This window comes from Myceligenerans salitolerans (assembly GCF_017349295.1).
In the GTDB taxonomy this organism is placed as follows: Bacteria; Actinomycetota; Actinomycetes; order Actinomycetales; family Cellulomonadaceae; genus Myceligenerans; species Myceligenerans salitolerans.
Genome location: NZ_JAFMPK010000047.1, coordinates 246,169 through 272,892 on the forward strand (window position 1 = coordinate 246,169; position 26,724 = coordinate 272,892).

Below are 26,724 nucleotides of genomic sequence, written 5' to 3' on the forward strand. Positions count from 1 at the left end.
GCCCCGTCACCGGCGAAACGCCGCACCTGCCGAAGTGGTCGACGCAGAACCGGCAGAGCAGTACGTTTCCCCCATGAGCGATGAGCGCCCCGCCACCTCTGACGAGAGCGACGCCACGGAGCACGACAATGCCGACGACGGCCGCATCGAGCGTCTGCGCGAGCTCTTGACCGCCCCGATCAAGATCCCCGAGTCCGAGAGCGGCGACCGCGCCGGCGAGACGCCCACCGACCCCGAGGACTACCCGGCGCCGTCCGTGGACATCCCGCCGCACGTCCGCGCCGCGGCCGAGGCCGCCGCGCACGCCGGCGACGACGAACCTCGCCGCACCAGGACCGGCAAGAAGCGGCGCACCTGGGCCGACGCGTTCCTGGACACCGGCAAGCGGGACCTGTCGGCCGCCGGCGACGACGCCGCCGCCCAGCTCCTGACCCGGCTCGACGAGCTCGACCGGCGCACCGGTGAGGACATCGGGCACGCCCGGGCGCGCGCCGAGGCGGCCGCCGAGGCCGCCGAGGCGGCACGCCAGGGCCTGGAGGAGACCCGCACCGCCACCCGTGAGGCCCAGGAGGCGGTCACCGCACGCGTCGACGGTGTCGAGCAACGGGTCGCCGCCGCCGGCCGGTCGGCCGAGGCCACCGACGAGAAGGTCGCCGGACTGCGGGAGACCGCCGACGCGCAGCGGGAGGAGATCGCCCGCCTGGCCGCGTCGCTGGCCGAGACGCAGAGTTCCGCCGTGGCGGCACGCGAGCAGGCGGCCGCCACGGCGAGGAAGGCGGCCACGGCAACGGTCGTCGCCGCGGTCGCCGTCGTCCTGGCGGTGGCGGCCCTGGCGGCGGCGTTCGCGCTCTGACGCCAGCCACGGCCTCACGACGGTGCCCGGCGGTGCGAACGACACGCCCTCGAACGGCGTTTCCGCTGGTACCTTCTTCGCCATGGCGCCCCTCGACGACTCCCCGCGGCACGCGACGGCCCGACCCCAGCGGATGTCCTGGGATCCCCGCCCCCTCCTGGCCGACCTGAAGGCCGGGGTCCAGGCACAACTGGCCCGCACCGAGACGCCCGGGGCCGAGCTCGCCGGCGAGGCGACCGTCTCCCAGCCCACCGTCGACGCCGGCATGAGCGATCCCGCGGGCTCCGACGACGCACGAGTCGGAGGGTCGGCGATGGTGCACGCCCCCACCTCCGCCGAGAGCAAGGACCGCAAGCACCTGCGCCGCGCCGCCGAGGCCGCGGAGGCGGCCGCCGCCCATGCCGCCGGAGCGGCCTCGCAGGCGGCCATCACCGCCGAACGCGCCCGGTCCGACGCGCGGGTCGCACGCGAGGAGGCAGCAGCGGCGCACGCGGCCGCCGGGTCCGTGGTCGCCGAGCTCAGCGCGGCCCGGGAGGAGGTCACCGTGCTCCATCAGGCACTGGAGCACGTCCGGTCCCGCGCACGGCGCGACGTGCTCATCGCGTGGGTCGCCGCCGCGATCGCGCTGGCCGTGGCGACGGCCGGCCTCCTCACCGGGTGACCGGCCGGGCTATGCCTCCAGGGCCCGGGCCCTGACGCCGGCGGCGTCCCACAGCATGCCCAGGTGGTCCACCGGGCCGTGGCCGCCGCGGCCTCCCACCCGCAGGCTCTCCCCCCGGGCGATGGCCGCACGCAGCCACGTCGTCGCGCGCCGCAGCGCCTCGGGCCACGAACCGGTCACCACGCGCAGGGTCGCCATCGCCGAGGACAGCGAGCAGCCCGTGCCGTGCGTGCTGGTGGTCACCAGACGCGGGCCGCTGACAGCAGCCACCTCACCATGGGCCGAGACCAGGGCATCCGGCGTGTCGGACGCGAGCAGGTGACCGCCCTTGGCCAGGACCAGCACGTCGTGCACGGCCGCCACCTCGCGCGCCTGGGCAACGGCCTGCTCCCACGTGACCGCCTCCGGGCCGCCGGTGAGCACCGCGAGCTCCGGGATGTTGGGCGTGACGACGTCGGCCAGCGACAACAGGTCCCGCAACGCCGCCTCCGCGCGAGGCTCCAGCAGGCGGTCGCCGCTGGTGGCGATCATCACCGGGTCGAGCACCACGACGGGCGGACGGACGCGCTCCAGCCACGCGCCGACGACGTCGGCCGCGCGGGCCGTGCCCAGCATCCCGATCTTGACCGCGTCGATGTCGATGTCGTCACTGACCGCGTCCAGCTGCTGCGCGACGAACGCCGCCGGTGGCGCGTGGACGGCCTGCACCCCGTGGGTGTTCTGCGCCGTCAGGGCCGTGATCACGGCCATCCCGTAACCGCCGTGGGCCGCGATCGACTTCAGGTCCGCCTGGACCCCCGCGCCACCCGACGGGTCCGAGCCGGCGATGGACAGCACACGCGGGACGCTCATGGCGTCACCGCCGTGGTCACCGCCGTCGCGGCGGTTCCCGGACGATCCTCGGTTCTGCGCATCTCGACATTCCCTTCGCCGGCACTACCTGGATCAGGTTCGACGGGTGTGTTCTCAGCTGCCACGAAGGCGGCACCCCGTGTCGATTTCTTTCTCAGTTTACGCAGCGTACGACTGGTTTGTCGAGAAAAGTCCGGCTCGGCGGGGTGTACGATCCGTCACACCCCGGTCAAGTGTGCACCAGGAACCGGCAAGGCCGGCGCGGTCACGCGCCGGCCCGGGCGAGGACCGCGCGGGCGTGACGCAGGACGGGCTCGTCCACCATCACTCCCTCCACGGTGAACACCCCGGTCCCACCTCCGGCCTCGTGGTCCGCCGCCGCCGCGAGAATCGCCTCGGCGCGAGCCACCTCCCGATCCGAGGGCGCGTACGCGTCCCGGATGACCGCGACATGCCGCGGATGGATGCACGCCGTGGCCGCGAACCCCGAGGCGGCCGCGTCGACCGCCTCCGCCCGCAGCCCCTCCAGGTCGTCGATGTCCAGGTGCACCGCGTCGATCGCCGCCTTGCCTGCCGCGCCCGCGGCCAGCAGGACCGTCGCGCGGGCCTGCCGGGCCACGTCCCGGTACGCCCCGGGCGTGCGCTCGTCCGGTCCGAACCTGCTCGCCGTACCACCGAGAGAGGCGACCAGGTCCTCCGCCCCCCACATGAGCGCGACGACGTCGTCCCGCCGGGCCAGTGCCGCCGCGTCCGCCACGCCCGCCGCCGTCTCGCACAGCGCGACGACGTCGAGCCCGGCCGGCACGGGCAGGCTCGCGTCCGCCTTCGCGACCATGACCGTGCGCAGCGGTGTCGCCCGCACCGCGGCGAGGTCCAGGTCGTGGTCCGGCGTCCCCGGCGGGCTGACGCGCACGATCGTGCGCTCGGGCGCGAGGACCCCGCCGTCGGCTCCGCCGTGGGAGGCCGCCGCGACGAGGGCCTCACGCGCCGCGGGGCGGGCCCCGGGCGCGACGGCGTCCTCCAGATCGAGGATGACGCCGTCGGCCCGGGACGCGGCCTTGGCGAACCGGTCCGGCCGGTCCGCCGGGCAGAACAGGAGCGCGGGTCCCGGGATCACCACTGACCCTCCGCATCCGGCACGCCGCCCGGCCCTCCGGGCCCGGCCGGCGCCTCCGCCGCCTCGTGCGCCGCGCGCGTCCAGAACAGTCCGTTGCGCACCGCCCGTGCCACGACGACGTCGTCCTGGTTGCGGCCCACGTGCTCCAGGGTCACGACCCCCTGCCCCGGCCGGGACGCGGAGGCGCGCTTGGCCAGCACGTTCGTCTCCGCGTAGACCGTGTCGCCGTGGAACACCGGGGCCGGGAAGGTCACCTGCTCGAACCCGAGGTTGGCCACGAGCGTGCCCAGCGTGACCTGCCACGTGGACAGTCCCACCAGCGTGGACAGCGTCCACATCGAGTTCATCAGGCGCTGGCCGAACGGCTGCGTGCCCGCCCACGCGGCGTCCAGGTGCAGGGGCTGACCGTTCATCGTGAGCGTCGTGAACTGCACGTCGTCGGCCTCCGTCGCGGTGCGTCCGGGCCGGTGCAGGTAGCGGTCCCCGACCTCCAGCTCGTCGAAGTAGCGTCCGCGCTGCAGGATCTCGCGGCCCTGACCGGCTCCCGCCCCCTCACCGGACGACGTCGTCGGATCCGTCACTGCAGCCCCATCTCCCGGGCCAGCACCATCAGCTGCACCTCCGTGGTTCCCTCGCCGACCTCCAGCACCTTCGCGTCACGGTAGTGCCTGGCCACGGCGTTCTCGTTGAGGAAACCGTACCCGCCCCAGATCTGGGACGCGTCGTGCGCGTTCGCCACGGCCGCCTCCGAACCGATCAGCTTGGCCAGCGACGCCTCCGTCTTGAACGGCATCCCCGCGACCAGCTTCTGCGCCGCGTCCATCCACGCCAGCCGGGCGGAGTGCGCACGCGCCTGCATCCGGCCGAGCGTGAAGGCGATGTGCTGGTTCGCCCCGATCGGCTCGCCGAACACCCTGCGCTCCTTGGCGCGCGCCAGCGCCTGCTCGTAGCAGCCCAGCGCCGCCCCCGCGCACAGCGCCGCGAACGCCACGCGGCCCTCGTCCAGCGCCCGCAGGAAGTTCGCGTACCCGCGGCCCTGCTCCCCCAGCATCGCCGAGTGCGGGACCCGCACGTCGGTGAACGTCAGCGGGTGCGTGTCCGAGGTGTGCCAGCCGACCTTGTCGTACGCGGGGCCCACCTCGAACCCGGGCGTGCCCGTCGGCACGATGAAGCACGTCAGCTCCGGCCCGCCGTTCTCCTTGCGGCCCGTCACCGCCGTGACCGTGACCAGCGACGTGATCGGCGTGCCGGAGTTGGTGATGAACTGCTTGGAGCCGTTGATGACCCACTCGTCGCCGTCGCGCACCGCCGTGGTACGCGTGGCGCCGGCGTCCGAACCGGCCTCGTCCTCGGTCAGGCCGAACCCGGCCAGCGCCCGCCCGGACAGCAAATCCGGCAGCCAGCGCCGCTTCTGCTCGTCGCTGCCGTGCCGGAAGATCGGCACGACGCCGAGCCCGACGCCCGCCTCCAGGGTCACCCCGAGGGACTGGTCCACCCTGCTGATCGCCTCCACGGCCAGGCACAGGGACACGTAGTCCTTGCCCTGCCCGCCGTACTCCGCGGGGAACGGCAGGCCGAACAGCCCCATGTCCCCCATCCGGGCGATGATGTCGACGGGCAGCTCGCGCTTGGTGTCGTAGTCGTAGGCGCGCGGCGCCACCACCTCGTCAGCGAAGCGGCACACCTCGTCATACAGCTTGGCCTGCTCGTCGGTGAGCAAGTACTTCATGGTTCCTCCCAGGGTGTCGGGATCAGCCGGGACCGCGGGGGTCGTGCGGGCCCGGAGGTCTTGTCGTGTTCTCAGCCCGCCGCGGTGCCGGAGGGCCCCGCCGCGGCCGGGCCCGCACCGCCGTCGGTGGCCGGCGACGCGGCCACGGTCGCGACCACCTGGTCACGCCGCACCTGCTCGCCCACGGTGACCCGCACGGTCGCGGCACCCTCGTGAGGTGCGACGAGCGGGTGCTCCATCTTCATCGCCTCGACGACGACCAGCGTGTCGCCCGCCGCGACGTCCCCGTCCTCGGCGACCCAGGCGACGGTGCCGGGCATGGCGGCACGCACGTCGGGCCCGGCGGTCCCGCTCGCGGACGCCGCGGCGGCTCGCGCCGCACGCCGCGCGGCGGACGCCTGCGCGCGCGTGGGCGCGGCCAACGCCAGCGTGCGCCCGGCACGGTGCAGCCAGACGGTCCGCACCGCACGCCCGGACTCCTGCACGACGGCGGTCGCGGTGTCCGCGGCCTCCGGCGAGCTGCCGCGCGGGCCGTCCGCCGGGACCGTACCGTCCGAGCCGACCGGCCCGTCGACCGTCACGAGACGGCCCGCGACCTCGTACCGCACCGGCTCGGCGGGCGCGCCCGGACGGAAGCCGTCCAGCGCCCACGGGCCGGGCCGCAGGACCGCCTCACCCGTCCCCGCCGCCGTCCGGCCGGTGGTCACGTGCGGCCACGTCTGCCCGGTCGCCCGCGCCACCGCGTGTCCGCGGGCCCGCGGAGACGCGGTTTCCTCCGGACGGTGCTCCGCGAGCGCACGCGCGGCCTCGGTGAGGTCGGCGTCGTCCGGTTCGGGGGGGGCGGGGTCGCCGGCGCGTTCGATCAGGCCGGTGTCGATCCGTCCGGCCCGGACGTCGGGGTGGGCGAGGAGTTCCCGGAGCCAGCCGGTGTTGGTCTCGACGCCGAGCACGACGGTGTCGGCCAGTGCCCGGTCGAGCCGGTCGACGGCGTGGCTGCGGTCGGTGCCGTGGGCGATGACCTTGGCGAGCATGGGGTCGTAGTCGCCGCCGACGACACTGCCCGTGGTGATGCCGGAGTCGACGCGTACGCCGGGGCCGGTGGGCCCGGCGTACGCGAGGACGGTTCCGGTGTCCGGGAGGAACCCGCGGGCTGGGACCTCCGCGTAGACGCGGGCCTCGACGGCGTGGCCGTCCAGCACGACGTCGTCCTGGGCGAGCGGGAGCTTCTCGCCGGCGGCGACGCGGAGCTGGAGCTCGACGAGGTCGAGTCCGGTGACGGCCTCGGTGACGGGGTGCTCGACCTGGAGGCGGGTGTTCATCTCCAGGAACCAGAAGTCGAGCGAGGCGGGGTCGAGGGCACGGCCGGGACCGTCGTCGTCGGCATCCGTGCCGGGGACGGCGTCCGGTGCGGCGTCGGGGCGGCCCGGGACGAGCATCTCGACGGTTCCGGCGCCGACGTAGCCGCAGGCGCGGGCGACCTCGCAGGCGGCTTCGCCCATGCGGGCGCGGAGGGTGGCGGCGACGTCGTCGGGCAGGCTCGCGAGGAGGGCCGACGGTGCTTCCTCGATGACCTTCTGGTGGCGGCGCTGCAGGGAGCACTCGCGTTCGCCGAGGTGGATGACCGTGCCGTGGGTGTCGGCGAGGATCTGGACCTCGATGTGCCGGGGGTCGGGCACGTAGCGTTCGAGCAGGAGGGAGTCGTCGCCGAACGCGGCGGCGGCGACGCGGCGGGCGGAGACGAGCGCGGCGGGCAGTGCGGCGGCGTCGTCGACGACCTGCATGCCCTTGCCGCCGCCGCCGGCGGCGGGCTTGACGATGAGGGGGAAGCCGACGCCGGGGGCCGCGGCGAGGAGGTCCTCGTCGGTGGCGGGGACGCCGGGCGCTCCCGCCGGCCCTGTCACGCCGGTGGTGCCCGGCAGGACGGGGACGCCGCGGGCGGCGACGAGGTCACGGGCGGAGATCTTGTCGGCCATGGCCTCCATGGCCTCGGGCGTCGGTCCGACGAGGACGATCCCGGCACTCGCGCAGGCGCGGGCGAACGCGGGGTTCTCGGACAGGAAGCCGTAGCCGGGGTGGACGGCGTCGGCTCCGGCGGTGCGGGCGGCCTCGACGACGGCATCGATGTCGAGGTACGACGACGTCGCGGGCGCCGGGCCGATCCGCACCGCGGTGTCGGCGAGACGGACGTGCGGCGCACCGGCGTCGGCGTCGGAGTAGACGGCGACCGAGCGGATGCCGAGGCGGCGCAGGGTGCGGATGACGCGCACGGCGATCTCGCCGCGGTTGGCGACGAGGACGGTACCGAACGGGCGGTCGTCGTGACCGGTGCCGGGTGCGCCCGCGCCGGGGCGCGCGGCTCCGGACGGGGTGCCGGGGTGGTGAAGGTGCTGGTCGCTCACGGTCGTCCCCCTCACATCCGGAACAGGCCGAAGCGCGGGGTCGCGCCGGCGTCGTCGAACGGGACGCGGGAACACACGTCGAGGGCCATGCCGAGGACCCGGCGGGTGTCGAGGGGGTCGAGGATGCCGTCGTCCCAGCCGCGCGCGGTGGCGTGGTAAGGGCTGCCGGCGCGTTCGTAGGACTCGCGGACGGGGGCCTCGAAGGCGGTCTGCTCCTCGTCCGACCAGGTGCCGCCGGCGCCCTCGATCTGGTCGCGCTTGACGGTGGACAGGACGGAGGCGGCCTGCGGGCCACCCATCACGGAGATCCGGGAGCCGGGCCAGGACCACAGGAAGCGCGGGGAGTAGGCGCGACCGCACATGGAGTAGTTCCCGGCGCCGAACGACCCGCCGACGATCACCGTCAGCTTCGGCACGCGGGTGGAGGCGACGGCGGTGACCATCTTGGCGCCGTCCTTCGCGATGCCCCCGGCCTCGGCGTCGCGGCCCACCATGAAGCCGGTGATGTTCTGCAGGAACAGCAGCGGGATGCCGCGCTGGTCCGCGAGCTCGATGAAGTGGGCGCCCTTGCGCGCGGACTCGCCGAACAGGACGCCGTTGTTCGCGAGGATGCCGACCGGGTGGCCGTGCAGACGGGCGAACCCGGTCACGAGGGTGGTGCCGTAGCCCGGCTTGAACTCGTGCCAGTCCGGGACGGGGCCGTCGGGGCCCGGCTCGGGAGCGGCGTCGACGAGACGGAAGATCACCTCGTGCGCGTCGTAAGGAGCGTTGACGTCCACGGGCACGACGTCGTACAGCCCCTCCGGGTCGGACGACGGCGGCAGCGGGCGGGGGTTCACGTCCCAGACGGGGCCGGGGTCGGGTGGCAGGGTGCGCACGATGCCGCGGACGATCTCGCACGCGTGCTCGTCGTCGTCGGCGAGGTGGTCGGCGACACCGGAGCGGTGGGCGTGCAGATCTCCCCCGCCGAGCTCCTCCGGGGAGACGACCTCGCCGATCGCGGCCTTCACCAGCGGCGGTCCGCCGAGGAAGATGGTGCCCTGGTCGCGGACGATGACGGTCTCGTCGCTCATCGCGGGGACGTACGCGCCACCCGCCGTGCAGGAGCCGAGGACGGCGGCGATCTGCGGGATCCGCTCGGCGGACAGGCGGGCCTGGTTGTAGAAGATGCGGCCGAAGTGCTCGCGGTCGGGGAAGACCTCGTCCTGCAGCGGGAGGAACGCGCCGCCGGAGTCCACGAGGTAGACGCAGGGCAGGCGGTTCTCCCGGGCGATCTCCTGGGCGCGCAGGTGCTTCTTGACGGTGGCCGGGTAGTAGGTGCCGCCCTTGACGGTGGCGTCGTTGCACACCACCATCACGTGCCGGCCCTCGACGATGCCGATGCCCGCGATGACGCCGGCCCCGGGGACGGCGAAGTCGTCGTCACTCAGGCCGTTCGCCTCGGAGGGGTTACCCGCGGCGGCGCCGCCGACAGGATTGTCGGCGGAGGCGGAGACGGAGGCAGCGCCGGCGGAGGCGGCAGCGCCGGCGGAGGCGCTGCTCGCGCCGCCGGTGTACATGCCGTACGCCGCCAGCGCGGACAGTTCCAGGAAAGGGCTGCCCTCGTCCAGCAGTCGGCGCACCCGGTCGCGGGGCAACAACTTGCCGCGGGCCAGGTGCTTCTCCCGGGATCGGGCGGGGCCGCCCTGGGCCGCGCGAGCGATCCGCTCGCGAAGACCGGCGGCGAGGTCGCGCTGCGTCGGCGGTGACGTGGCAGTGGTGGTCGCCATGGGGGCAGCATAACCCGGCTCGGTTAACGGTGGTTAACCGTTCGGTGTTGGCAACGGCCGACCGTTCGGCGTTGGCAACGGCCGACGGTTCGCGTTAACGACCGTTAACCGTTCGGCGGTCCGGCGGCTTAGACTGCCGCCGTGACACCCCGGCGCCGGCAGATCCTGGACACCGCGGCCGACCTGTTCGCCGCCCGCGGGTTCCATGGGGTGAGCGTCGGCGACATCGGGGCCGCCGTCGGCATCTCCGGGCCGGCCCTGTACAAGCACTTCTCCGGCAAGGAGGACATCCTCGGGCAGTGCCTGCTGCACGCGTCGGAGCGACTGCTGGAGGGGGCACGTGCGCTGACGGCGGCGCCGGAGACGCCTTCGGCCGATGCCCTGGGTGCACTGATCGCGTTCCACACCGACTTCGCGCTGTCCCAGCCCTCACTCATCGTGATCCAGGAACGCGAGTGGGGCTCCCTCGGTGAGCAGGCCCGCGCCCAGGTCCGCGAGCGCCAGCTGGCCTACATCGACGTGTGGACCCGGGCGCTGCGTCCGCACCGCCCCGACCTCACGCCGGCGCAGGCACGGGCTGCGGTTCAGGCGGCGTTCGGGCTGCTGAACTCGACCCCGCACTCGGCGCGTCTCAGCCGCGCGACGATGCGCGCGCTGCTGACCCGGATGGCCCACGCAGCGCTGACGAGCTGACGGCCGCGAGCCGGCGACCCGCCCGGCGCCGGTCACCGAGGGCCGGCGCCGGTCACAGAGGACTGGCGGCCGAGGACTGGCGACCGAGGACTGGCGGCGGTCACCGAGGGCTGGCGGTCGAGGGCCGGCGCTGGTCGCCGAGGATCGGCGGCCCGGCCGACGACCGAGAGCCGAAGGCTGGCGGCCGACGACCGAGAGCTGGCGGCCGAAAGCTGGCGGCCGAAAGCTGAGGGCCGACGACCGATAGCTGGGGGCCGAGAGCCGAGCGCTGGCCGACGGCCGATGGGGCTGGCGACCGACGACCGGTCACGCGTCGACCCGCCTGCCGGTCGCCGACGACCGAGGAGGAGACCGAGGGATGACGACGGGCCGCCGTCGACCCCGCCGACCCGCCAACCCGCCGCTGGCGACCACGCCATCGTGTGGCGACCACGCCATATCGTGGAGTTGGGATCGCTCCCACGGCCAAAATTGACGTGGTCGCCACACGATGGCGTGGTCGCCACGAAACGGTGCGGTCGCCATAGACCGGCGCGGACGCCAGCGACGGGTCGCCACATGACGACGCGGTCGCCACGCGGTTGCCACAAGACGGCGCGAGCATGACAGATCGACGCGGTCGGCGCGAGACGGTGCGGCCGCCTTAGATTGAGGTGGTCGTCACGGATTGGCGTGGTCGTCAGCGCGCGGGGAGCGGGCGATTCGGGCGCCAGGACTCCTGGCGGAGGATGGCGGCGATCCGTGACGTGACGTGGCGGACGCTGCGGAGGTCGTCCGGGAAGAAGCGCAGCATCGTGATCCGGCCGTCGCCGATCATCCGGTTCTGGCGGAGGTTGTCCCGGCGCATCGCGTCCTCGCCGGTGTGGTAGCGCGCGCCGTCGATCTCGACGACGAGCCACCGGCCGCCGCCCAGGTACCAGAGCAGGTCGCCGCGCCCGAGGAACTCACCGTCGTCCGAGACGACATCGCGCTGCAGGTCGTCGGGTCGCAGGCCGGCATCGGCGCAGACGATGCGGGCGTGGCTCTCCGGCGGGGACTCGGCGCGCGCGTCGGAGTCCCCGAACCACTCGTGGCGTGATGCCATCCCGCGCCGACCTCTGGCCAGTTCGCGGGCGCGCGCGAATCCGGCGTCGTCGAGAATCGCCTGATGGCGGAGCGAGTCCATCACCGCGACCGCGGTATGTCGGTCGAGCCGGGGCAGCGCCTGGGCCAGCGCCCAGTCGGGGGTCACCACCCGAGCGTCACCGATGAGGCGAGTCGACATCGCGAACTCGTACTGTCGTACGACGACGCCGTTGCGGCTGCGCCGATGCACCCCGCCCGGCAGCGAGACCTCGGCGTCGAAGGTCCGCGGCAGGCCTTGCGCTCCCAGGAGAGCGAGTGCGGAGAGGCTCACCGCCGCGGAGCCTCGCACCGCGAGCAGCCCTTTCCAGGCGATGCGGTGGCGGGCGACGTCGAACGAGTGCAGCGCCGGGTCCGTGACCGATGTGTCGAAGACCCCCTGCGCGAGCCGCGACCACGTCCCCGACCCGACGAGCCGACGCCGCACATCGACGCCCAACCCGGCCCGCTCGCACTGCGCGATGTTCACGAGCCCAGCCTGCCGGCGCGCGACGTCCTCCAGAACCCCCGGGACCTTCTTCTCGACCGTCACCTCCCCCACCACACCACTCCCGCCCCCTCGCCGCTGCTTGTCCACAGCCCTTCCGCGGGCACCGGCCCGCGACCACGCCACTTTGTGCCGTGGGAGCGATTCCAACCCCACGAGATGACGTGGTCGTCCGCCCCATGGCGGGATCGCCCGCCTCATAGCGGGATCACCCGCCGCCATTGCGGGATCACCGCCATGGCGAGGTCGATCCAGGTGGCTACGGCGCGGAGTCGGCGCCGCGGGGCGGAGGCGGCACCGCAGAGCAGAGGCAGCGCCGCGGGACAGAGGCAGCGCCGCGGGGCGGAGGCAGCGCCACGGGACCGACCGGCGTCAGGAGCGGGGTCAGCGCAGGACGAGGGCGCCTGCGGCCGCAGCGGCCGGGACGACCAGCCAGGGCGGAGCCTTCCAGGTTGTCAGCGCGACATATGCCGCGACCGTCAGCGCCAGGGCCCACGCGGGGTTCCCCGCCGCCAGGACGCCCTGGGTGAGCACCGGGTCGTAGAACGCCGCCGCCAGCAGGCCGACGACGCCCGCGTTGACGCCCGCCATGGCTCGCTGTGCGCCGCGGGCCCGGCGCAGGCGGTCCCAGAACGGCAGGGCGCCGGTGACCAGCAACGCCGACGGGAGGAACACCGCCACCAGCGCGATCGTCGCACCGAGCGCGCCACCCGGCCCCGCGGTGGACAGTGCGCCGAGGTAGGCGGAGAAGGTGAACAAAGGTCCCGGTACGGCCTGTGCGGCGCCGTAGCCCGCGAGAAACTGGTCGTCGGTCACGGTGCCCGCGGTCTCGGCCTGCAGCAGCGGCAGGACGACGTGCCCACCGCCGAACACCAGGGATCCGGCGCGGTAGAACATGTCGGCGAGCCCGGCGGTTCCGCCGCCCGTGACGGCCGCCAGCAGCGGCAGACCGGCGAGCAGCAGGGCGAAGGCCACCAGGGACATGACCGCCGTGCGGGTGCGGACGGGAGCGGCCAGCCGGCCGCCGTCGTCGTCCGTGGTGCCGGACGACGACGGCGCCACCCACCACAGTCCTGCCAGCCCGGCGGCGACGATCACGCCGATCTGGACCGGCGCGAGCGGCAGGCCGGTGGCAGGCGCCAGGAGCAGGAGCACGACGGCGCCGCCCGCGATCGTCGCGGTGGCACGCGTGTTCGCCAGGGTGCGCGCCATGCCCAGCACCGCCTGCGCGACGACGGCGACCGCCGCCGCCTTGAGCCCGGTGATCCATCCGGCGCCGGACAGGTCGCCCACCGCGTCGACGCCGTACGCGAACGCGAGCAGCAGCAGCGCCGACGGCAGGGTGAACCCCGCCCAGGCCGCGAGCAGGCCGCCGACCCCGGCCCGACGCCAGCCGATCGCCATCCCGACCTGGCTGGACGCCGGGCCGGGCAGGAACTGGCAGAAAGCGACGAGGTCGGCGTAGGCGCGTTCGGTGAGCCAGGCGCGCCGGGTGACGAACGACTCGCGGAAGTACCCCAGGTGGGCGACGGGTCCGCCGAAGGAGGTGAGGCCGAGCCGTGTGAACACGGCCAGCACCTCGAGCACGCTTCCGGGACGGTCGTGGTCTCGCCTGGAGCCGGGGACGTCGCCGGAACCGGGGTGGGGGCCGGGGTCGCGGCCAGGACCGGGGTCGCGGCCAGGACCGGGGTCGCGGTCGGAATCCATGGTGGTCAACCTAGCCGGGACTCCGGTGGCGGACCGGTCAGGTCCCGCCACCGGACTCCCCTGGGTCGTCAGCGGTAGCGGTTGCTGATGTAGGTGCGGGAGTAGTCACCCGGGATGGTGAAGTACTCCGCCATCACGCGGGCCGGGTCGGTGGCGAGTTGGCCGCGGCCGGGCACGTCGTCGCCGTCGTCCCAGCCCCAGGGGGTGTTGGCCGCGTTGGTGGAGCAGCCGATCGCCCAGTCACCGCAGCCGCCCGACGCGTTGCCGGCGAACGTGCCCCAGCTCGCGAACGGTGCGCCGTCGCGGCGGTCCCACAGGCCGCCGGGCTCGAAGATGTCGATGAGGCCGTAGCGCACGTCGCGGTCGTCGGGGTGCTCGGGCGTCTCACCGGTGGCGGCCGGGTGGTAGACGACGCCGTCGCCGACGATGTCGTACCCGCCCCGGGCCTTGAGCCCGTGTCCCTTGGCCTCCTGTGCGGTGACGGGGTGGGAGGCGCCGTCGTGCGGGTTCGTCGCCATCGGGAGGGTGCCGTCGACGGTCTCCCCGCCGGCGGACCAGGTGCTGCCCGCGGGCACGTAGGAGTAGAAGTCGGTGTGCGCCACGGTGACCGCCGCCCGCAGCGTGCCGTACTGCGAGCCGTCCTTCTCCACGGCGAACAGGACGCCCTCGGCGTCGTTCTCGTGCTCGGTGTCGAAGAACGAGTCGGTCCAGTCGCGTGGGTGGAAGAACATGTAGACGAGGAACCAGTGGGTCTCGGTCTCCACCGAGGACCAGTAGGCGTACGCGTCCAGCGATCCCGAACCGGTGTTGTCCCAGTTGTTGGTGCCGTTCCAGTCACCGTCGAAGTCGACGCGCGTGATGTAGTCGCTGCGTCCGCCCAGGGCGTGCGAGCCGGTCTGGTCGACGTCCTGGTGGTGGATGGGCGCCCAGCGGCGGGCGAGGTCGGTGGCGGTGGCGAGGTCGGTGGCGGACGGCTCGGCGATCGCGGGCGGCCCCGTCGTGAGGGACAGGGCCGTCGCGGCGGGCGCGCTCAGCGCCGCGGGCACCAGGAGGGTGCCGGCGGCGAGAGCGGAGAGGGTGGCGGTCAGGGCACGGTGCATCGAGGTCCCCCAGGGGTCGTCGGAGCGAGTGCGAGCCGGCGACGTCGCCGGCCAGGAGCCATAGTCCGTGCCGCCGGTAGCCGCCCGACGGCACGCAACGGACCATCGGGTGAATATTCCATCCGGCGTCAGCGACGACAAGGGTCCCTGTGCCCACTGTTCCCGCCCGCAGCCACTGCTCCGCCGGGCGCTTTCTCGGAACCCGGCCGGCGCTCCCACCTGCAGATACGCCCCTTCCCGCGCTCCGGTGCGCCGGCTCACGGCCTCCCGGCGGGGCCGGCCCCGCGACACCCGCCTCCCGACGACCTCCCGACCTCCCGACCTCCCGATGCGGAGGCTCCGACGAGGACAACCACGTCACGGTGCGCCGTGTCGCGCGGCGCACCGTGACGTGGTCTCTGCCCGATCAAGCCGCTGTCGATGCCGACCACGCGATTCTGGGCGATGTTTGCGCTACCAGCCCCCGTTCATGGCGTGGTCGCGACTTCATGGCGTGGTCGCGACCCGATGCCGCCCCGGCTGGCCCGCCGCGGCCCGCCTACGACCACCCGGGCCGCGGAACCACCGGGACCAGGCGGTCGGCCGGCAGCCAGCCAAGCGGTCAGCCAGGCAGTCAGCCGGCGGTCAGCCGGGCAGTCAGCAGGCAGCCAGCCGGTCGGTCAGCCAGCCGGTCGGCCGACGGTCAGCCGGGCAGTCAGCCGGCGGTCGGCCGGCGGTCAGTCGGCAGCCAGCCGGGCGGTCAGTCCTCCTGGAGAAGGGAGAAGAGGTCCTTCGGGTCCGCCGGCTCCGCGATGAGGTCCAGGTGCGCCAGGAGTTCCGGGGCCGCGGCGGCGACGTCGGCCGCGACGAACTTCAGGGTGGTCCAGTCCTCCACCGCGAAGCCGACCGAGTCCCAGACCACCAGTTCGTCGTCCGAGCGGCGGCCCGGCTTCACACCGGTGACGACCTCCCACAGCTCCGTGACCGGGAAGTCCGGTGCCTGTTTCTGGATCTCGCCCTCGATGCGGGTCTGCTCCGTGTGCTCCACGAAGACGCTCGCCCGTGCGATCGTGGCCGGCTCCAGCTCCGTCTTGCCGGGGCAGTCGCCGCCGATCGCGTTGACGAGGACGCCAGGATTCGCGCCCTCGCGCAGGGCGGCGTCGGACAGCACCACCGCGTTGCGCTTGTCCGCCGTGCACGTGGTCACGACGTCGGCCCCGCGCGCGGCGTCGGCCGGGTCCGACGCGATCACGACGTCGAACCCGAGGGCCTTCGCGTGCCGCGCGAGCTTCTCCGACGCCGCGGGGTCGACGTCGAACACCCGCAAGGTCTCGATGCCCAGTTCCGCTCGCATGCCAAGGGCTTGGAACTCGGCCTGGGAACCCGCGCCGATCATCGCCATGACCCGCGAGCCACGGCGCGCCAGGTACCTCGCCGCGAGCGCCGAGGCCGCGGCCGTGCGCAGCCCGGTCAGCAGTGTCATCTCGGCGAGGAAGGACGGGTAGCCGTTGTCGACGCGGGCGAGCATGCCCACGGCGGTGACGGTCTGGAAGCCGCGGGCGGGGTTGGCGGGGTGGCCGTTGACGAGTTTGAAGCCGTAGGTCTCGGCGTCGGCGGTGGGCATGAGCTCGATGACGCCCTCGGCCGAGTGGGTGGCGATGCGGGGGCGCTTGTCGAGTTCGGGCCAGCGGGCGAAGTCGCGGTCCATCGCGTCGGTGAGACCGGCGATGACGGTCTCCGGTCCGCGGCGGGCTGCCCAGCGCGCGGCGCCGGCGACGTCGAGGAAGGGGACGGTGGTCATGCGGACTCCTTCGGGTGGAGGGAGGGTGCCGGCTCCGCCGCCATGGCCAGGACGACGGCCGGATCGGTGGCGGGCGCGGCGACACGGTCGGCGGCGGGCACGGCGGGCATGGCAGGCGCCGCGACACGGTCGTCGGCGTGGTCGACGGTGCCGGCCGTGCCGTGCGCGGCGGTCGCGGCGTCGGGCCGCAGTTCGAGGGTGCAGCACTTGACGGAGCCGCCGCCCTTGAACAGCTCGGACAGGTCGACGGGGACGACGTCGAAGCCGGCCGCGGCGATGTCGTCGGCGAGGCGTCCGGCGCGGTCGGTGAGGAAGACGCAGCGGCCGTCGGAGACGACGTTGAGGCCGAGGACGGCGGCGTCGTCGTCGGACGCGAGGATGGCGTCGGGGTAGAGCCGCTCGAGCGTGGCGCGGGACTCCGCGGTGAACGCGCCGGGCAGGTAGGCGACGAGCGGCGGGTTGCCGGTCTCGCCGGTGTCGAGCACGGCCAGGGCGGTGTCGAGGTGGTAGTAGCGGGGGTCGACGAGCTCGAGAGGAACGACGTCGATCCCCTGCTCGGCGAGCCCGAGACGGCGGGCAGCCTCGTCGTGGGCGGCGCGGGTGGTGCGGAAGCCGTGTCCGGCGAGGAGCGTGTCGCCGACGAGCAGCAGGTCGCCCTCACCCTCCTGGGTCTCCCCCGACTGCCCGGCGGAGGTGATGCCGCGCCCGAGGGCGGCGGGGCCGGTGAACCAGGCGTCGTAGGCGGGGCCTTCCTTGGCCCGCTCGGGGTAGGTGAAGCGTGCGGCGAGCGCCTGTCCGCCGACGACGATGCCGCCGTTGGCGGCGTACACCATGTCGGGCAGTCCGGGCTCGGGGTCGATCACGTCGACGGTGTGGCCGCGGGTCTCGTAGGCCCGTTTGAGGGTCTCCCACTGGGCCAGGGCCCGTGCGGTGTCGACGGGGACGCTCGTGTCCATCCAGGGGTTGATGGCGTAGACGACGTCGAAGTGCTCCGGCGGGCACATGAGGAAGTGCCGGTTCGCGGCACGGCGCGTGACTGTGTGCGTCATGGCGGCGACGCTACCGACCACGGCGTTGCACGACGGGGGTGTTTCGTTGCGTCCTGACCAGGAATTTCTTCAGAGATTGCGGTAACGGCTGAACACATCGCGGCCGCTGTGGGTCCGGCGCCATGCGGTCGGTCCCTCGAGGGACCGACCGCACGGACATCGGACCGACCACCCGACATCGGACCGACCGCATCAGGTGCGGCGCGACCTCTTACTTCGCCAGGTCGAAACGGTCCAGTTCCATGACCTTCTGCCAGGCGGCGGCGAAGTCGCGGACGAACTTCTCCTTGGCGTCGTCCGAGGCGTACACCTCGGCCAGGGCGCGCAGCTCCGAGTTCGAGCCGAACACGAGGTCGACGCGGGAGGCCGTCCAGCGGCCGTCGCCGGAGGCGAACGTCTTCTCCTCGGCGTCCGGCTTCCACTCGATGCCGAGCTCGAGCAGGTTGACGAAGAAGTCGTTCGTCAGGGTGCCGGGGGCCTCGGTCAGGACGCCGAGGTTCGACCCGTCCCAGTTGTTGCCCAGCACGCGCAGGCCGCCGACCAGCACCGTCATCTCCGGGGCGGTGAGGCCCAACAGGTTGGCGCGGTCGATGAGCAGGTACTCGCTGGGCAGCTTGAGGAAGCCGCTGTCGTAGTTGCGGAACCCGTCGGCCACCGGCTCCAGCCAGTCGAAGTTCTCCGCGTCGGTCTGCTCCTGAGTGGCGTCCACGCGGCCCGGCGTGAAGCCCACCTCGACGTCGACACCTGCTGCCCGGGCAGCGCGCTCCACACCGACGCCACCGGCGAGGACGAGCACGTCGGCGAACGAGACCGGCACGCCGCTGGTCGCGTTGAACTCGGCGGTGATCTCCTCGAGCTTCGAGATGACCGGTGCGAGCTCCTCGGGCCGGTTGACCTTCCAGTCCTTCTGCGGCGCCAGGCGGATGCGACCACCGTTCGCGCCGCCGCGCTTGTCCGACGTGCGGTGGGTGGCCGCCGCCTTCCACGCGGTCGAGACGAGCTGGTTCACGGTCAGGCCGGAGTCCGCGATCCTCTGCTTGAGCACGGCGGTCTCGGCGTCGCCGATCGTCCGCTCGGGCGCGGCCGGCAGCGGGTCCTGCCAGCTGAGGTCCTCGGCCGGGACCTCGGGGCCGAGGTAGCGAGCCTTCGGGCCCATGTCGCGGTGCGTCAGCTTGAACCAGGCACGGGCGAACGCGTCCGCGAAGGCGTCCGGGTCGGCCAGGAAGCGCCGGGAGATCGCCTCGTAGGCGGGGTCCATCCGGAGCGACAGGTCGGTGGTGAGCATGGTCGGCAGGCGCCTCGCGCCGCCCTCGTTCGGCGCGGGGATGACGGCCTCGGCGTCCTTGGCGACCCACTGGATCGCTCCGGCCGGGGACGTCGTCTGCTCCCACTCGTACGCGAAGAGGTTCTCGAAGAAGTAGTTGCTCCACTGCGCCGGGGTCTGCGTCCAGGTGACCTCGAGGCCGGAGGTCAGCGCGTCCTCGAGGACGCCGGTGCCGTGGCCGTTCTTCCAGCCGAAGCCCTGGGCCTCCAACGGGGCGGCCTCCGGGTCGGGGCCGAGCTGGTCGTCCGGGTGGGCGCCGTGCGTCTTGCCGAAGGAGTGACCGCCCGCGATGAGCGCCACCGTCTCCTCGTCGTTCATGCCCATGCGGCGGAACGTCTCACGGATGTCGCGAGCCGCGGCGATCGGGTCCCCGTTGCCGTTCGGACCCTCCGGGTTGACGTAGATGAGGCCCATCTGGACGGCAGCGAGCGGCGCCTCCAGCTCACGGTCGCCCGTGTAGCGCTCGTCGTCCAGCCAGACCTTCTCCGGGCCCCAGTAGACGTCGTCGTCGGCCTCCCACACGTCGGGGCGGCCGCCCGCGAAGCCGAAGGTCTTGAAGCCCATCGACTCCAGCGCCACGTTGCCCGCGAGGATCATCAGGTCGGCCCAGGAGATCGCCTGGCCGTACTTCTTCTTCACCGGCCACAGGAGGCGGCGCGCCTTGTCCAGGTTGCCGTTGTCGGGCCAGGAGTTCAGCGGGGCGAACCGCTGCTGGCCGGCGCCACCGCCACCGCGGCCGTCGTGCGAGCGGTAGGTGCCCGCGGAGTGCCACGCCATACGGATCATCAGGCCGCCGTAGTGCCCGTGGTCGGCCGGCCACCAGTCCTTGGAGTCCGTCATGACGGCCGCCAGGTCCGCCTTGACCGCATCCAGGTCGAGGGCCTCGAAGGCGGCCTTGTAGTCGAAGTCCGGATCCAGCGGGTCCCGCTCGGCGGTGTGCTTCGCCAGGATCTTGAGGTTCAGCCGGTTCGGCCACCACTCCGTGTTGGCGTCGCCGCGCGTGGGGTGCACGCGTCCGCCGTGCGCCACGGGGCACTTGCCCGCGGTGTTCTCCTCCGCCGCCGCGGGCGTGCTGTCCGTCGGGGCCACCGGCGTGGCTTCAGCCGTGCTCTCTGACATGGGACTTCCTTCCAGGTACAAGAAACCGCTCATTCGGTCGTGGCACGGCACTCGGGGCACAGCCCCCAGTAGACGATCTCGGCCTCGTCCACGGTGTAGCCGTGATCGTCGGGTGGGAGAAGGCACGGCGCCTCGCCGAACTCGCAGTCGACGTCGACGATCGCACCGCAGTTCCGGCACACCAGGTGGTGATGGTTGTCCCCGACCCGCGTCTCGTACCTGGCCGTGGCGCCGGACGGCTGGATGCAGCGCACCAGCCCGGCGGCGGTCAGCGTGTGCAGCGAGTCGTAGACGGCCTGGTGGGACACCTCGGGCAGGTTCTCGCGTGCCGCAGCCAGCAACTCGCCGGCGTCGGCATGCGGATGACCGGCCACGGCAGCCAGCACCGCCACGCGCGGACGAGTCACGCGCAGACCCGCCTCGCGCAGCCGCTGCTGCATCCCCTCGGTCGTGCTCACGACACCAGTCTCACCTGTTTTCTTGAATGAGTCAAAACAAGAGCACGCGACGGTGGCGGCGGGCGGACTTTTTTCCCTCATGTCGCGTATTCCCGCTACGGTGTCGGCCCATGACCGCCAGCTCCACCCTCAGCGAAGGCGCCGACGGCGCCCGGCACGCCGTCGGGCCGTCCGCCACCGCGACCGCCGACGGCCACGAACGTCCGGACGGGGCCGGCAAGGACGGGACCGTGCCGGACAGCGCCGCGCCGGACAGCGCCGCGCCGGACGACGCGCAGGACGACACCGCGCCCGGGACCGCCGGGTCCAAGCACCCGCCGCGATGGCTGCCGCGCGCCCTGGCCCTGGGGATCGTGGCGGTGTTCGTGGGAATCTTCGCGTGGAACGCGCTCGGGGCGCTCAAGAGCCTGTGGGTGGCGATCCTCATCGCGTTCTTCCTGTCGCTCGCGCTCGAGCCCGCGACGGTGTGGCTGGTGCGCCGCGGCTGGAGACGCCCGGCCGCGGCGGCGGTCACGCTGCTCGGCTCCCTCGCCGCGATCGTCGCGGTGATGGCGCTTTTCGGGAACCTGTTCGTGCAGCAGGTCGTCGAGCTGGGCAGGACCCTGCCCGAGTACTACGGCACGCTGCGCAGCTTCGTCCTCGGGTTCGTGGACCTTCCGCTGCCCGAGCCGGAGGAACTGGTCGGCGAGGGCCTCGACCAGTTCGGCAGCGACCTCGCCGCGAGCGCGCTCGTCGTCGGCAGCGCCCTGCTCAGCGGGCTCTTCTGGTCGATCACGATCCTGCTGGTCGCGTACTACCTGCTCGCCGCCGGGCCACGGTTCCGCCGGGCCGTGTGCCGCTGGGTGCCTCCGGACCACCAGGACGAGGTGCTGCACCTGTGGGGCGTGGTGCAGCGCAAGGTGTCCGACTACATCGACACCCGGCTCGTGCTCGCCCTCATCTCCACCGTCGTGACCTGCGCCTTCCTGCTGATCCTGCGCACGCCGTACGCGATTCCCCTCGCCGTGTTCGTCGGCGTGGTCTCACAGTTCGTCCCGACCATCGGCGCCTACCTCGGCGGTGCGCTGCCCGTCATGGTGGCGCTGACGGGGCAGGGGCTGTGGCAGGCCGGGGCGGTGCTCGTGTTCGTCGTCGCCTACCAGCAGGTGGAGAACCTCTGGCTGGCACCGATGCTGTCCGAGCGGGCCCTGGAGATGAACGCCGCCGTCAGCCTGCTCGTGGTGCTGGCGTTCGGTGCGGTCTTCGGCGCCCTGGGCGCTTTCCTGGCACTGCCGGTCGCCGCCACGATCCAGGCCATGGCGACCACCTACCTGCGACGCCACGAGCTGATCGAGTCACACATGTTCAACGACCCCGAGGACAAGTGGGTGGCGGCGGGCTGAGTCCCGGTGGAAGCCCGGTCGCTCACCCACCGGCCGAGCCGGCCTCACGCGGTGGCGGCACCGCGGGCCTCCAGGAACGCACGAGCCGGCGCGTCCGTCGTGAGGGCGACCGCCTTGCCGTAGGCCGCCGGGGCGGCGGGATCCCCTGCCGCGGCGAGCAGGTGCGCACGGACGGCCCACCAGGGCTGGAACCGGTCCGCGGCCCGGTCGGACGCCGAGATCGCCTCCAGGTCGGCCAGCCCGGCCGCCGGGCCGTCGACGCGGGCCCGCACCGCCGCGCAGGCCACGAGGCTGCCGAGGGTCGGAGCCACCGTGACGAGCGCACGGTGCAGGGTGAGCAGGGCGGGCCAGTCGGTCACACCGGTGCGGGCACGAGCGCAGTGGGCGGACTGGATCGCGGCCTCGAGCCGGAAGCGGCCGGGAGAGTCGTCGGCGTCGAGCGCGCGTCGCAGCAGCGCCTCGCCGCGGGCGATCAACGTCCGGTCCCACAGGGCCGGGTCCTGCTCCTCGAGCGGCACCAGGACGCCGTCGCGCACTCTCGCCGCGGACCGCGCCACCGAGAAGCACAGCAGGGCGGCGAGCCCGAGCGGCTCGGGGGCGGGCAGCAGGTCCGCCAGGAGCAGGGCGAGCACGAGGGCCTCTCCGGTGAGCGAGTCACGGACCTCGGGCGCGACGCCACGCCAGTCGATCGCATAGGCGCCGTAGACCGCCTCCAGCACGGGCGGCAGGCGGCCGGGCACGTCGTCGCGGCCGGGGATCCGGAACGGTATGCGGGCGTCGCGGATGCGCCGCTTGGCGCGGACCAGGCGCTGAGCCATGGTCGGGGCGGGGACGGCGAACGCCCGCGCGATGTCGCGGGCCTCCACGCCCAGCACGGTCTGGAGCATGAGCGGCGTGCGGATCCCCGCCTCGACGGCGGGATGCGCGCAGACGAACATCAGCTCGAGCCGGCGGTCGCCGATCTCGCCCGGGTCAGGCTCCCAGGGGCCGACGGCGGGTTCCGTGACGGACGGCGCGGAGCTGGTTCCCGCGGTCGCGAACCCCGCGCCCCGCCCCGCCTCCCCGCCGCCGTCGGGCAACGGCGCGTCCCTGGACGACGCCGCCTTGTACAGGTCACGCAGCCGGTTGCGGGCCACGGTCAGGAGCCAGCCGTCCGGGTTGCGGGGCACGCCGTCCTCGGCCCACGTGCCGAGAGCGCGTTCGAAGGCGTCGGCGAGGGCGTCCTCGGCCCGGGCGATGTCGCCGTCGCGCGCGGCGAGCAGCGCGAGCAGGCGGCCGTACGAGGCCCGCGCCGCCGCGTCGGCGGCGGCGCGGGCCTCGCCGGCGGCAGGACTCACCCCAGACCTTCCGTGGTGGTCCAGGCCCCGTCCGCGAAGTGGGTCGCCGAGGGCCGCACCTCCACGGTCCCCCACTGGACGGACGGCGCCTTGGCCGCCCAGGCGATCGCGGCGTCGAGGTCCGGCACGTCGATCACGAACGTGCCGCCGAGCTGCTCCTTCGTGTCGGCGAACGGCCCGTCCTGGACCCGCAGCTCGCCGTCGCGCACCGCCACGGTGGTGGTGGCCGACGACGGCTGCAGCACCTCGGCGGACAGCAGCACACCCGCGCCGTCGAGCGCCTTGGCGTACGCGTCGAAGGCCGCCAGGCCCTCGCTCCAGCCTTCCGCGCCGGTGTCCTCGGGCGTCATCTCCGGGTAGTGCAGCAGGATCGTGTAGCGCATGGTTCCGTTCCTTCCGGTGTCGTCGAGCCGCCGTCCGGCGGCGTGGACACCGTGATGACGATCGAGCGGCCACCCGATCGACAGCTACGACGACATTACCCTCCACGGGCCTGCAGCCGTCCGGTGCCTGGCGACCTCCGGTGCGGACGGACGGCTCCAGGCCGGGGGCGGAGGTGGCGTGCAGGGTGCGTCGCGACACCGTCCTCGTCGCAGCGCGTCCGCCGAGGTGGCTACCGGACGAGCCCGAGGCGGTTCGCGTAGGCCCCACCCCAGGTGTCGAGCTGGGCGACAAGCCCGGCGAGGGACTCCCCCAAGGGGGTGAGGGAGTACTCCACGCGCGGCGGAACCTCCGGGAACACCTCGCGGTGCACGACGCCGTCCGCCTCCAGGTCGCGCAGCTGGCGGGTCAGGACGCGGGGCGTCACCGGCCCGACGGCGCGGTTCAGGGCGTTGAACCGCAGCGGGCCGCCGAGCAGGTGCTTGACCACGGTCATCTTCCACGAGCCACCGACGACCGCGATCGCCACCTCCACCGGGCACGCCTCCGCGGCGCGGCGGACGGGTTCACGCACGGGGAGCCCGGCGCTCGCGCCGGGCCCTTCCGGCGCCGCGGGCTCCTGCGTCCCGGACGGTGCCCTCGCTGGTGCCGTCCGGGACGCCCGCGTCGTCGTCCGAGCCTTCTCTTGCGCCGTCGCCTCGGCCGTCATCGCTCCCCCGTATGTTCTGACCTGCACGCTATCCATCTGGTCACTACTGGACGAAATTGTGCGTACTTGTCACCACGGTAGCGCGGGACCAGGCTGGAGTCACCCCGTCCGGCCACCAGTGAAGGAGACTCGCCGTGCGCATCCTCTGGGTCCTCTCCCACCCCGACCCCGCCTCGCTCAACGGGCGGCTGCGGGACGCCGTCGTGCCGCGGCTGCGGGAGCTCGGGCACGACGTCGTCGAGTCGGACCTGTACCGCATGGGGTTCGATCCCGTCCTGAGCACGGCGGACCTGCTGGGCGACCCGCCCGGGCCCGGTACTCCGGTCTCGGACTGGCAGCGCACCGGCCATCAGGAGGGGCGTCTCGCGGCCGACATCCGGGCCGAGCAGGCCAAGATCCGGGCCGCGGAGCTGATCGTGCTGCAGTTCCCGTTGTGGTGGTACGGCGTCCCGGCCATCCTCAAGGGCTGGATCGACCGGACACTGGTCAACGGGTTCGCCTTCGGTGTCGTGGATCCCGCCACGGGACGCGTGCGCAAGTACGGCGACGGCGGCCTCGCGGGCCGGCGCGGACTGGCCGTCGTCAGCGCGGGCGACCGGACCGCAGCACTCGGGCCCCGTGGCGTCAGCGGGCACATCGACGACGTGCTCTGGCCGCTGCTGCACGGCACGTTCCACTACACCGGAACCGCGCCGCTCCACGCCCATCTGCTCAGCAGCGTGCACCACTGGCCGGAAGGCCAGTTCGAGCGTGAGGTCGAGCGGCTGGTCACGCGCGTCCACGGGGCGGACACCGAGGAGCCGATCCCCTACCGCACCCTCGCGGGCGGCGACTACGGCCCGGACCACACCCTCCGCCCGGAGATCGCCCCGGGCCTGACGGGCAACGAGGCCCACCTGCCACAGCCATCGAGCACCTGAGACCACCACACCGATCACCCCCGCCACGCCGATCAGCCACGCCCATCACCCCGCACGCCCACCCACCCCTCCCTCTCCCTGCCCTCAGCGGGCGGTCGGCTGTCGGGCGGTCGGTCGGCTGTCGGCGCCGATGTGGTCGGTCGCCTGTCGAGCGGTCGGTCGGGCGTCGGTGCGGTCGGTCGGTTGTCGAGCGGTCGGTCCGATGTCGATGCGGTCGGTCCCCCAAGGAGCCGACCGCACTGACAAGTGACCGACCGCATCGACAGGCGACCGACCGCATCGGCGCCGACACCGGGCACCCCTTGCGGAGTCTGGCTAATAGGCGTAGCTTACTAGCTATGGACATGACCCCCAGGCTCCTCCAGCGCCCCGAGGGCGCCATCGCCTTCACCGACTCCGGCTCCGGCCCGCTGGTCGTGGCCGTCCCCGGCATGGGCGACCTCCGCTCCACGTACGACGACGTCGCTCCCGCACTCGTCGACGAGGGGTACCGGGTCGTGGTCGCCGACCTGCGCGGCCACGGCGACTCCGACACCACGTTCACCTCACACGGCGACGACGCGACCGGCGCGGACCTCCTCGCGCTGGTCGAGCACCTCGACGCCGGGCCGGCCGTGCTCCTCGGCAACTCCATGGGCGCGTCCGCCGCCGTCTGGGCCGCCGCCGAACGGCCCGAGCTGGTCCGCGGCCTGGTCCTGGTCAGCCCGTTCCTGCGCGAGACGGTCGGACCCGCCGCACAGCGGCTGCTGCGGGTGCTCTACCGCGTGCTCTTCGCCGGGCCGTGGGGTGCGGCGGCCTGGGCGTCCTACTACTCGTCGATCACGAAGGGACGCCGCTCACCGCGGCACGCCGAGCACGTGGCCGCCGTACGCGCGGCGATGCGCAGGCCCGGACACCTGCGGTCGTTCCGCCACCTGGCGGTGGCGCTCGACCACTCGGTCGTCGAGGCGCGCCTCGACGAGGTGACCACCCCGGCGCTCGTCGTCGTCGGCGCGCTCGACCCCGACTACCCCGACCCCGCTGCCGAGCTCGACCGGATGACGGCCGCGCTCGGGGCGGACGGGCTGCTCGTCCCCGAGACCGGGCACTACCCGCAGCACCAGGCGCCCGACGTCGTCGCCCCCGCCGTGCTGGAGTTCCTCGCCGGGCTCCCCGGCGGCGCGCCCCGCCCCGCGGCCGGCGGCGGGCACCGTGCCTAGGGCGGGCCTCTCGCACGCCGCCGTGGTGCGGCTGGCGTGCGAGGTCGTCGACACGGGCGGCCCGCGCGGGTTCGCCGACCTCACCCTGGCCAAGGTCGCCGCCGCGGCCGGCGTCGCGCCCCCGAGCCTCTACAAGCACGTCGGATCCCTGGCCGCGCTGCGGCGCGAGGTCGCCGTCATCGCCGTCCGGGAGCTCACGGCCGCCGGGACGACGGCGACCGTCGGGCGGGCCGGACCCGACGCGCTCCGCTCGCTGGCGCACGCCTGGCGCCGGTACGCCGTCGAGCACCCCGGCCGGTACGCCGCCACCCAGATCGGTGCGGACCCCGACGACCCGGAGGACGCCCCGCTCGAGCAGGCGGGAGCGGAGAGCGTCCGGGTCGTGGGTGCGGTGCTCCAGGGCTTCGGCCTTCCCGACCAGCATCTGATCGACGCGATCCGCACCGTCCGGGCGAGCGTCCACGGCTTCGTGATGCTGGAGCTCGGGGGTGGGTTCCGGATGCGCCACGACCTCGACCAGAGCTTCGACACCCTGCTCACCATGCTCGTGACAGGCACGGAAACCCTGGCGCGCCGA

23 protein-coding genes and 1 riboswitch are annotated in these 26,724 nt (G+C 73.6%); of the genes, 7 read left to right on the forward strand and 16 right to left on the reverse strand.

The features are described 5' to 3' along the window. The first annotated feature begins 73 nt into the window (after window positions 1-73). Both J0911_RS14580 and J0911_RS14585 read left to right on the forward strand, forming a co-directional pair. Window positions 74-853 carry a hypothetical protein gene (locus J0911_RS14580; protein ID WP_207276179.1) on the forward strand — a complete coding sequence of 260 codons (780 nt, stop codon included), beginning with the start codon at window positions 74-76 and terminating at the stop codon, window positions 851-853. A gap of 82 nt (window positions 854-935) precedes the next feature. Continuing rightward, window positions 936-1,514, forward strand: coding sequence for a hypothetical protein (locus tag J0911_RS14585; protein WP_207276180.1), 579 nt, complete (start codon window positions 936-938; stop codon window positions 1,512-1,514). Window positions 1,515-1,523: 9 nt separating this feature from the next. On the opposite strand, the gene thiD is transcribed toward J0911_RS14585, so the two are convergent. From thiD to J0911_RS14615, 6 genes are all read right to left on the reverse strand, one after another. Next, the gene (gene thiD, locus J0911_RS14590; protein ID WP_207276181.1) at window positions 1,524-2,366 is read right to left on the reverse strand and encodes a bifunctional hydroxymethylpyrimidine kinase/phosphomethylpyrimidine kinase; all 843 of its coding nucleotides are present in this window, start codon (window positions 2,364-2,366) and stop codon (window positions 1,524-1,526) included. A gap of 52 nt (window positions 2,367-2,418) precedes the next feature. Further along, window positions 2,419-2,516, reverse strand: a riboswitch (TPP riboswitch). A 115-nt stretch (window positions 2,517-2,631) separates the two neighbouring features. Then, the gene (locus tag J0911_RS14595; RefSeq protein ID WP_307865100.1) at window positions 2,632-3,483 is read right to left on the reverse strand and encodes an HpcH/HpaI aldolase/citrate lyase family protein; all 852 of its coding nucleotides are present in this window, start codon (window positions 3,481-3,483) and stop codon (window positions 2,632-2,634) included. Continuing rightward, on the reverse strand, window positions 3,480-4,064 hold the full coding sequence (locus J0911_RS14600; RefSeq protein WP_207276183.1) for a MaoC family dehydratase: 585 nt from the start codon (window positions 4,062-4,064) through the stop codon (window positions 3,480-3,482). The genes J0911_RS14595 and J0911_RS14600 overlap by 4 nt, the downstream gene beginning before the upstream one ends. Next, window positions 4,061-5,212 carry an acyl-CoA dehydrogenase family protein gene (locus J0911_RS14605; protein WP_207276184.1) on the reverse strand — a complete coding sequence of 384 codons (1,152 nt, stop codon included), beginning with the start codon at window positions 5,210-5,212 and terminating at the stop codon, window positions 4,061-4,063. The genes J0911_RS14600 and J0911_RS14605 overlap by 4 nt, the downstream gene beginning before the upstream one ends. A 71-nt stretch (window positions 5,213-5,283) precedes the next feature. Then, window positions 5,284-7,611, reverse strand: a complete 2,328-nt coding sequence (locus tag J0911_RS14610; RefSeq protein WP_207276185.1) for an acetyl/propionyl/methylcrotonyl-CoA carboxylase subunit alpha — start codon at window positions 7,609-7,611, stop codon at window positions 5,284-5,286. An 11-nt stretch (window positions 7,612-7,622) separates the two neighbouring features. Continuing rightward, window positions 7,623-9,380 (reverse strand): carboxyl transferase domain-containing protein, encoded by a 1,758-nt coding sequence (locus tag J0911_RS14615; protein WP_242636755.1) that lies wholly within the window; start codon window positions 9,378-9,380, stop codon window positions 7,623-7,625. A gap of 141 nt (window positions 9,381-9,521) precedes the next feature. Between J0911_RS14615 and J0911_RS14625 the strand changes: the two genes are divergently transcribed. Next, a complete protein-coding gene (locus J0911_RS14625; RefSeq protein ID WP_207276186.1) occupies window positions 9,522-10,073 on the forward strand; it encodes a TetR/AcrR family transcriptional regulator in 552 nt (183 codons plus the stop codon). A gap of 679 nt (window positions 10,074-10,752) precedes the next feature. Here the strand turns inward: J0911_RS14625 and J0911_RS14630 are convergent. The 7 genes from J0911_RS14630 to J0911_RS14660 form a co-directional block, all read right to left on the reverse strand. Further along, on the reverse strand, window positions 10,753-11,727 hold the full coding sequence (locus tag J0911_RS14630) for a putative endonuclease domain-containing protein (protein ID WP_207276187.1): 975 nt from the start codon (window positions 11,725-11,727) through the stop codon (window positions 10,753-10,755). A gap of 339 nt (window positions 11,728-12,066) precedes the next feature. Continuing rightward, the gene (gene chrA / locus J0911_RS14635) at window positions 12,067-13,389 is read right to left on the reverse strand and encodes a chromate efflux transporter (protein WP_207276188.1); all 1,323 of its coding nucleotides are present in this window, start codon (window positions 13,387-13,389) and stop codon (window positions 12,067-12,069) included. 68 nt (window positions 13,390-13,457) lie between these two features. Next, window positions 13,458-14,489, reverse strand: a complete 1,032-nt coding sequence (locus J0911_RS14640; protein ID WP_207276189.1) for a hypothetical protein — start codon at window positions 14,487-14,489, stop codon at window positions 13,458-13,460. 739 nt (window positions 14,490-15,228) lie between these two features. Continuing rightward, on the reverse strand, window positions 15,229-16,269 hold the full coding sequence (gene ocd / locus J0911_RS14645; protein WP_207276190.1) for an ornithine cyclodeaminase: 1,041 nt from the start codon (window positions 16,267-16,269) through the stop codon (window positions 15,229-15,231). Continuing rightward, window positions 16,266-17,318, reverse strand: a complete 1,053-nt coding sequence (ddaH, locus tag J0911_RS14650) for a dimethylargininase (RefSeq protein WP_207276191.1) — start codon at window positions 17,316-17,318, stop codon at window positions 16,266-16,268. Before ddaH ends, ocd begins: the two co-directional genes overlap by 4 nt. Window positions 17,319-17,529: 211 nt before the next feature. Continuing rightward, the gene (gene katG / locus J0911_RS14655; protein ID WP_207276192.1) at window positions 17,530-19,761 is read right to left on the reverse strand and encodes a catalase/peroxidase HPI; all 2,232 of its coding nucleotides are present in this window, start codon (window positions 19,759-19,761) and stop codon (window positions 17,530-17,532) included. A 29-nt stretch (window positions 19,762-19,790) separates the two neighbouring features. Then, window positions 19,791-20,201 (reverse strand): Fur family transcriptional regulator, encoded by a 411-nt coding sequence (locus J0911_RS14660; RefSeq protein WP_207276831.1) that lies wholly within the window; start codon window positions 20,199-20,201, stop codon window positions 19,791-19,793. A gap of 128 nt (window positions 20,202-20,329) precedes the next feature. On the opposite strand from J0911_RS14660, the gene J0911_RS14665 reads away from it, so the two are divergent. Then, entirely contained in the window at window positions 20,330-21,601 is a 1,272-nt protein-coding gene (locus tag J0911_RS14665) for an AI-2E family transporter (protein WP_207276193.1), read from the forward strand. 44 nt (window positions 21,602-21,645) lie between these two features. On the opposite strand, the gene J0911_RS14670 is transcribed toward J0911_RS14665, so the two are convergent. From J0911_RS14670 to J0911_RS20875, 3 genes are all read right to left on the reverse strand, one after another. Beyond that, complete coding sequence (locus tag J0911_RS14670) at window positions 21,646-22,938, reverse strand: RNA polymerase sigma factor (protein WP_207276195.1); 1,293 nt, start codon at window positions 22,936-22,938, stop codon at window positions 21,646-21,648. Next, entirely contained in the window at window positions 22,935-23,321 is a 387-nt protein-coding gene (locus tag J0911_RS14675) for a YciI family protein (protein WP_207276196.1), read from the reverse strand. The genes J0911_RS14670 and J0911_RS14675 overlap by 4 nt, the downstream gene beginning before the upstream one ends. 230 nt (window positions 23,322-23,551) lie before the next feature. Beyond that, window positions 23,552-24,055, reverse strand: coding sequence for a winged helix-turn-helix transcriptional regulator (locus tag J0911_RS20875; protein WP_307865101.1), 504 nt, complete (start codon window positions 24,053-24,055; stop codon window positions 23,552-23,554). Window positions 24,056-24,162: 107 nt separating this feature from the next. Here J0911_RS20875 and J0911_RS14685 point away from each other — a divergent pair, with 107 nt between their 5' ends. The 3 genes from J0911_RS14685 to J0911_RS14695 all read left to right on the forward strand — a co-directional run. Further along, window positions 24,163-24,948, forward strand: a complete 786-nt coding sequence (locus tag J0911_RS14685; protein WP_207276197.1) for an NAD(P)H-dependent oxidoreductase — start codon at window positions 24,163-24,165, stop codon at window positions 24,946-24,948. Window positions 24,949-25,286: 338 nt separating this feature from the next. Then, window positions 25,287-26,147 carry an alpha/beta fold hydrolase gene (locus J0911_RS14690; protein WP_207276198.1) on the forward strand — a complete coding sequence of 287 codons (861 nt, stop codon included), beginning with the start codon at window positions 25,287-25,289 and terminating at the stop codon, window positions 26,145-26,147. Beyond that, window positions 26,140-26,724: TetR/AcrR family transcriptional regulator (locus J0911_RS14695; RefSeq protein ID WP_307865102.1), on the forward strand; the 585-nt coding region annotated here is incomplete at its 3' end. The genes J0911_RS14690 and J0911_RS14695, both read left to right, overlap by 8 nt.

What these genes read in the sequence shown, in the direction of transcription:
- J0911_RS14580 (WP_207276179.1), top strand. Translation starts at nt 74, where the DNA reads ATGAGCGATGAGCGCCCCGCCACCTCTGACGAGAGCGACGCCACGGAG.
- J0911_RS14585 (WP_207276180.1), top strand. Translation starts at nt 936, where the DNA reads ATGGCGCCCCTCGACGACTCCCCGCGGCACGCGACGGCCCGACCCCAG.
- thiD (WP_207276181.1), bottom strand. Translation starts at nt 2,366, where the DNA reads ATGAGCGTCCCGCGTGTGCTGTCCATCGCCGGCTCGGACCCGTCGGGT.
- J0911_RS14605 (WP_207276184.1), bottom strand. Translation starts at nt 5,212, where the DNA reads ATGAAGTACTTGCTCACCGACGAGCAGGCCAAGCTGTATGACGAGGTG.
- J0911_RS14615 (WP_242636755.1), bottom strand. Translation starts at nt 9,380, where the DNA reads ATGGCGACCACCACTGCCACGTCACCGCCGACGCAGCGCGACCTCGCC.
- chrA (WP_207276188.1), bottom strand. Translation starts at nt 13,389, where the DNA reads ATGGATTCCGACCGCGACCCCGGTCCTGGCCGCGACCCCGGTCCTGGC.
- J0911_RS14640 (WP_207276189.1), bottom strand. Translation starts at nt 14,489, where the DNA reads ATGCACCGTGCCCTGACCGCCACCCTCTCCGCTCTCGCCGCCGGCACC.
- ocd (WP_207276190.1), bottom strand. Translation starts at nt 16,269, where the DNA reads ATGACCACCGTCCCCTTCCTCGACGTCGCCGGCGCCGCGCGCTGGGCA.
- ddaH (WP_207276191.1), bottom strand. Translation starts at nt 17,318, where the DNA reads ATGACGCACACAGTCACGCGCCGTGCCGCGAACCGGCACTTCCTCATG.
- katG (WP_207276192.1), bottom strand. Translation starts at nt 19,761, where the DNA reads ATGTCAGAGAGCACGGCTGAAGCCACGCCGGTGGCCCCGACGGACAGC.
- J0911_RS14660 (WP_207276831.1), bottom strand. Translation starts at nt 20,201, where the DNA reads ATGCAGCAGCGGCTGCGCGAGGCGGGTCTGCGCGTGACTCGTCCGCGC.
- J0911_RS14665 (WP_207276193.1), top strand. Translation starts at nt 20,330, where the DNA reads ATGACCGCCAGCTCCACCCTCAGCGAAGGCGCCGACGGCGCCCGGCAC.
- J0911_RS14675 (WP_207276196.1), bottom strand. Translation starts at nt 23,321, where the DNA reads ATGCGCTACACGATCCTGCTGCACTACCCGGAGATGACGCCCGAGGAC.
- J0911_RS14690 (WP_207276198.1), top strand. Translation starts at nt 25,287, where the DNA reads ATGGACATGACCCCCAGGCTCCTCCAGCGCCCCGAGGGCGCCATCGCC.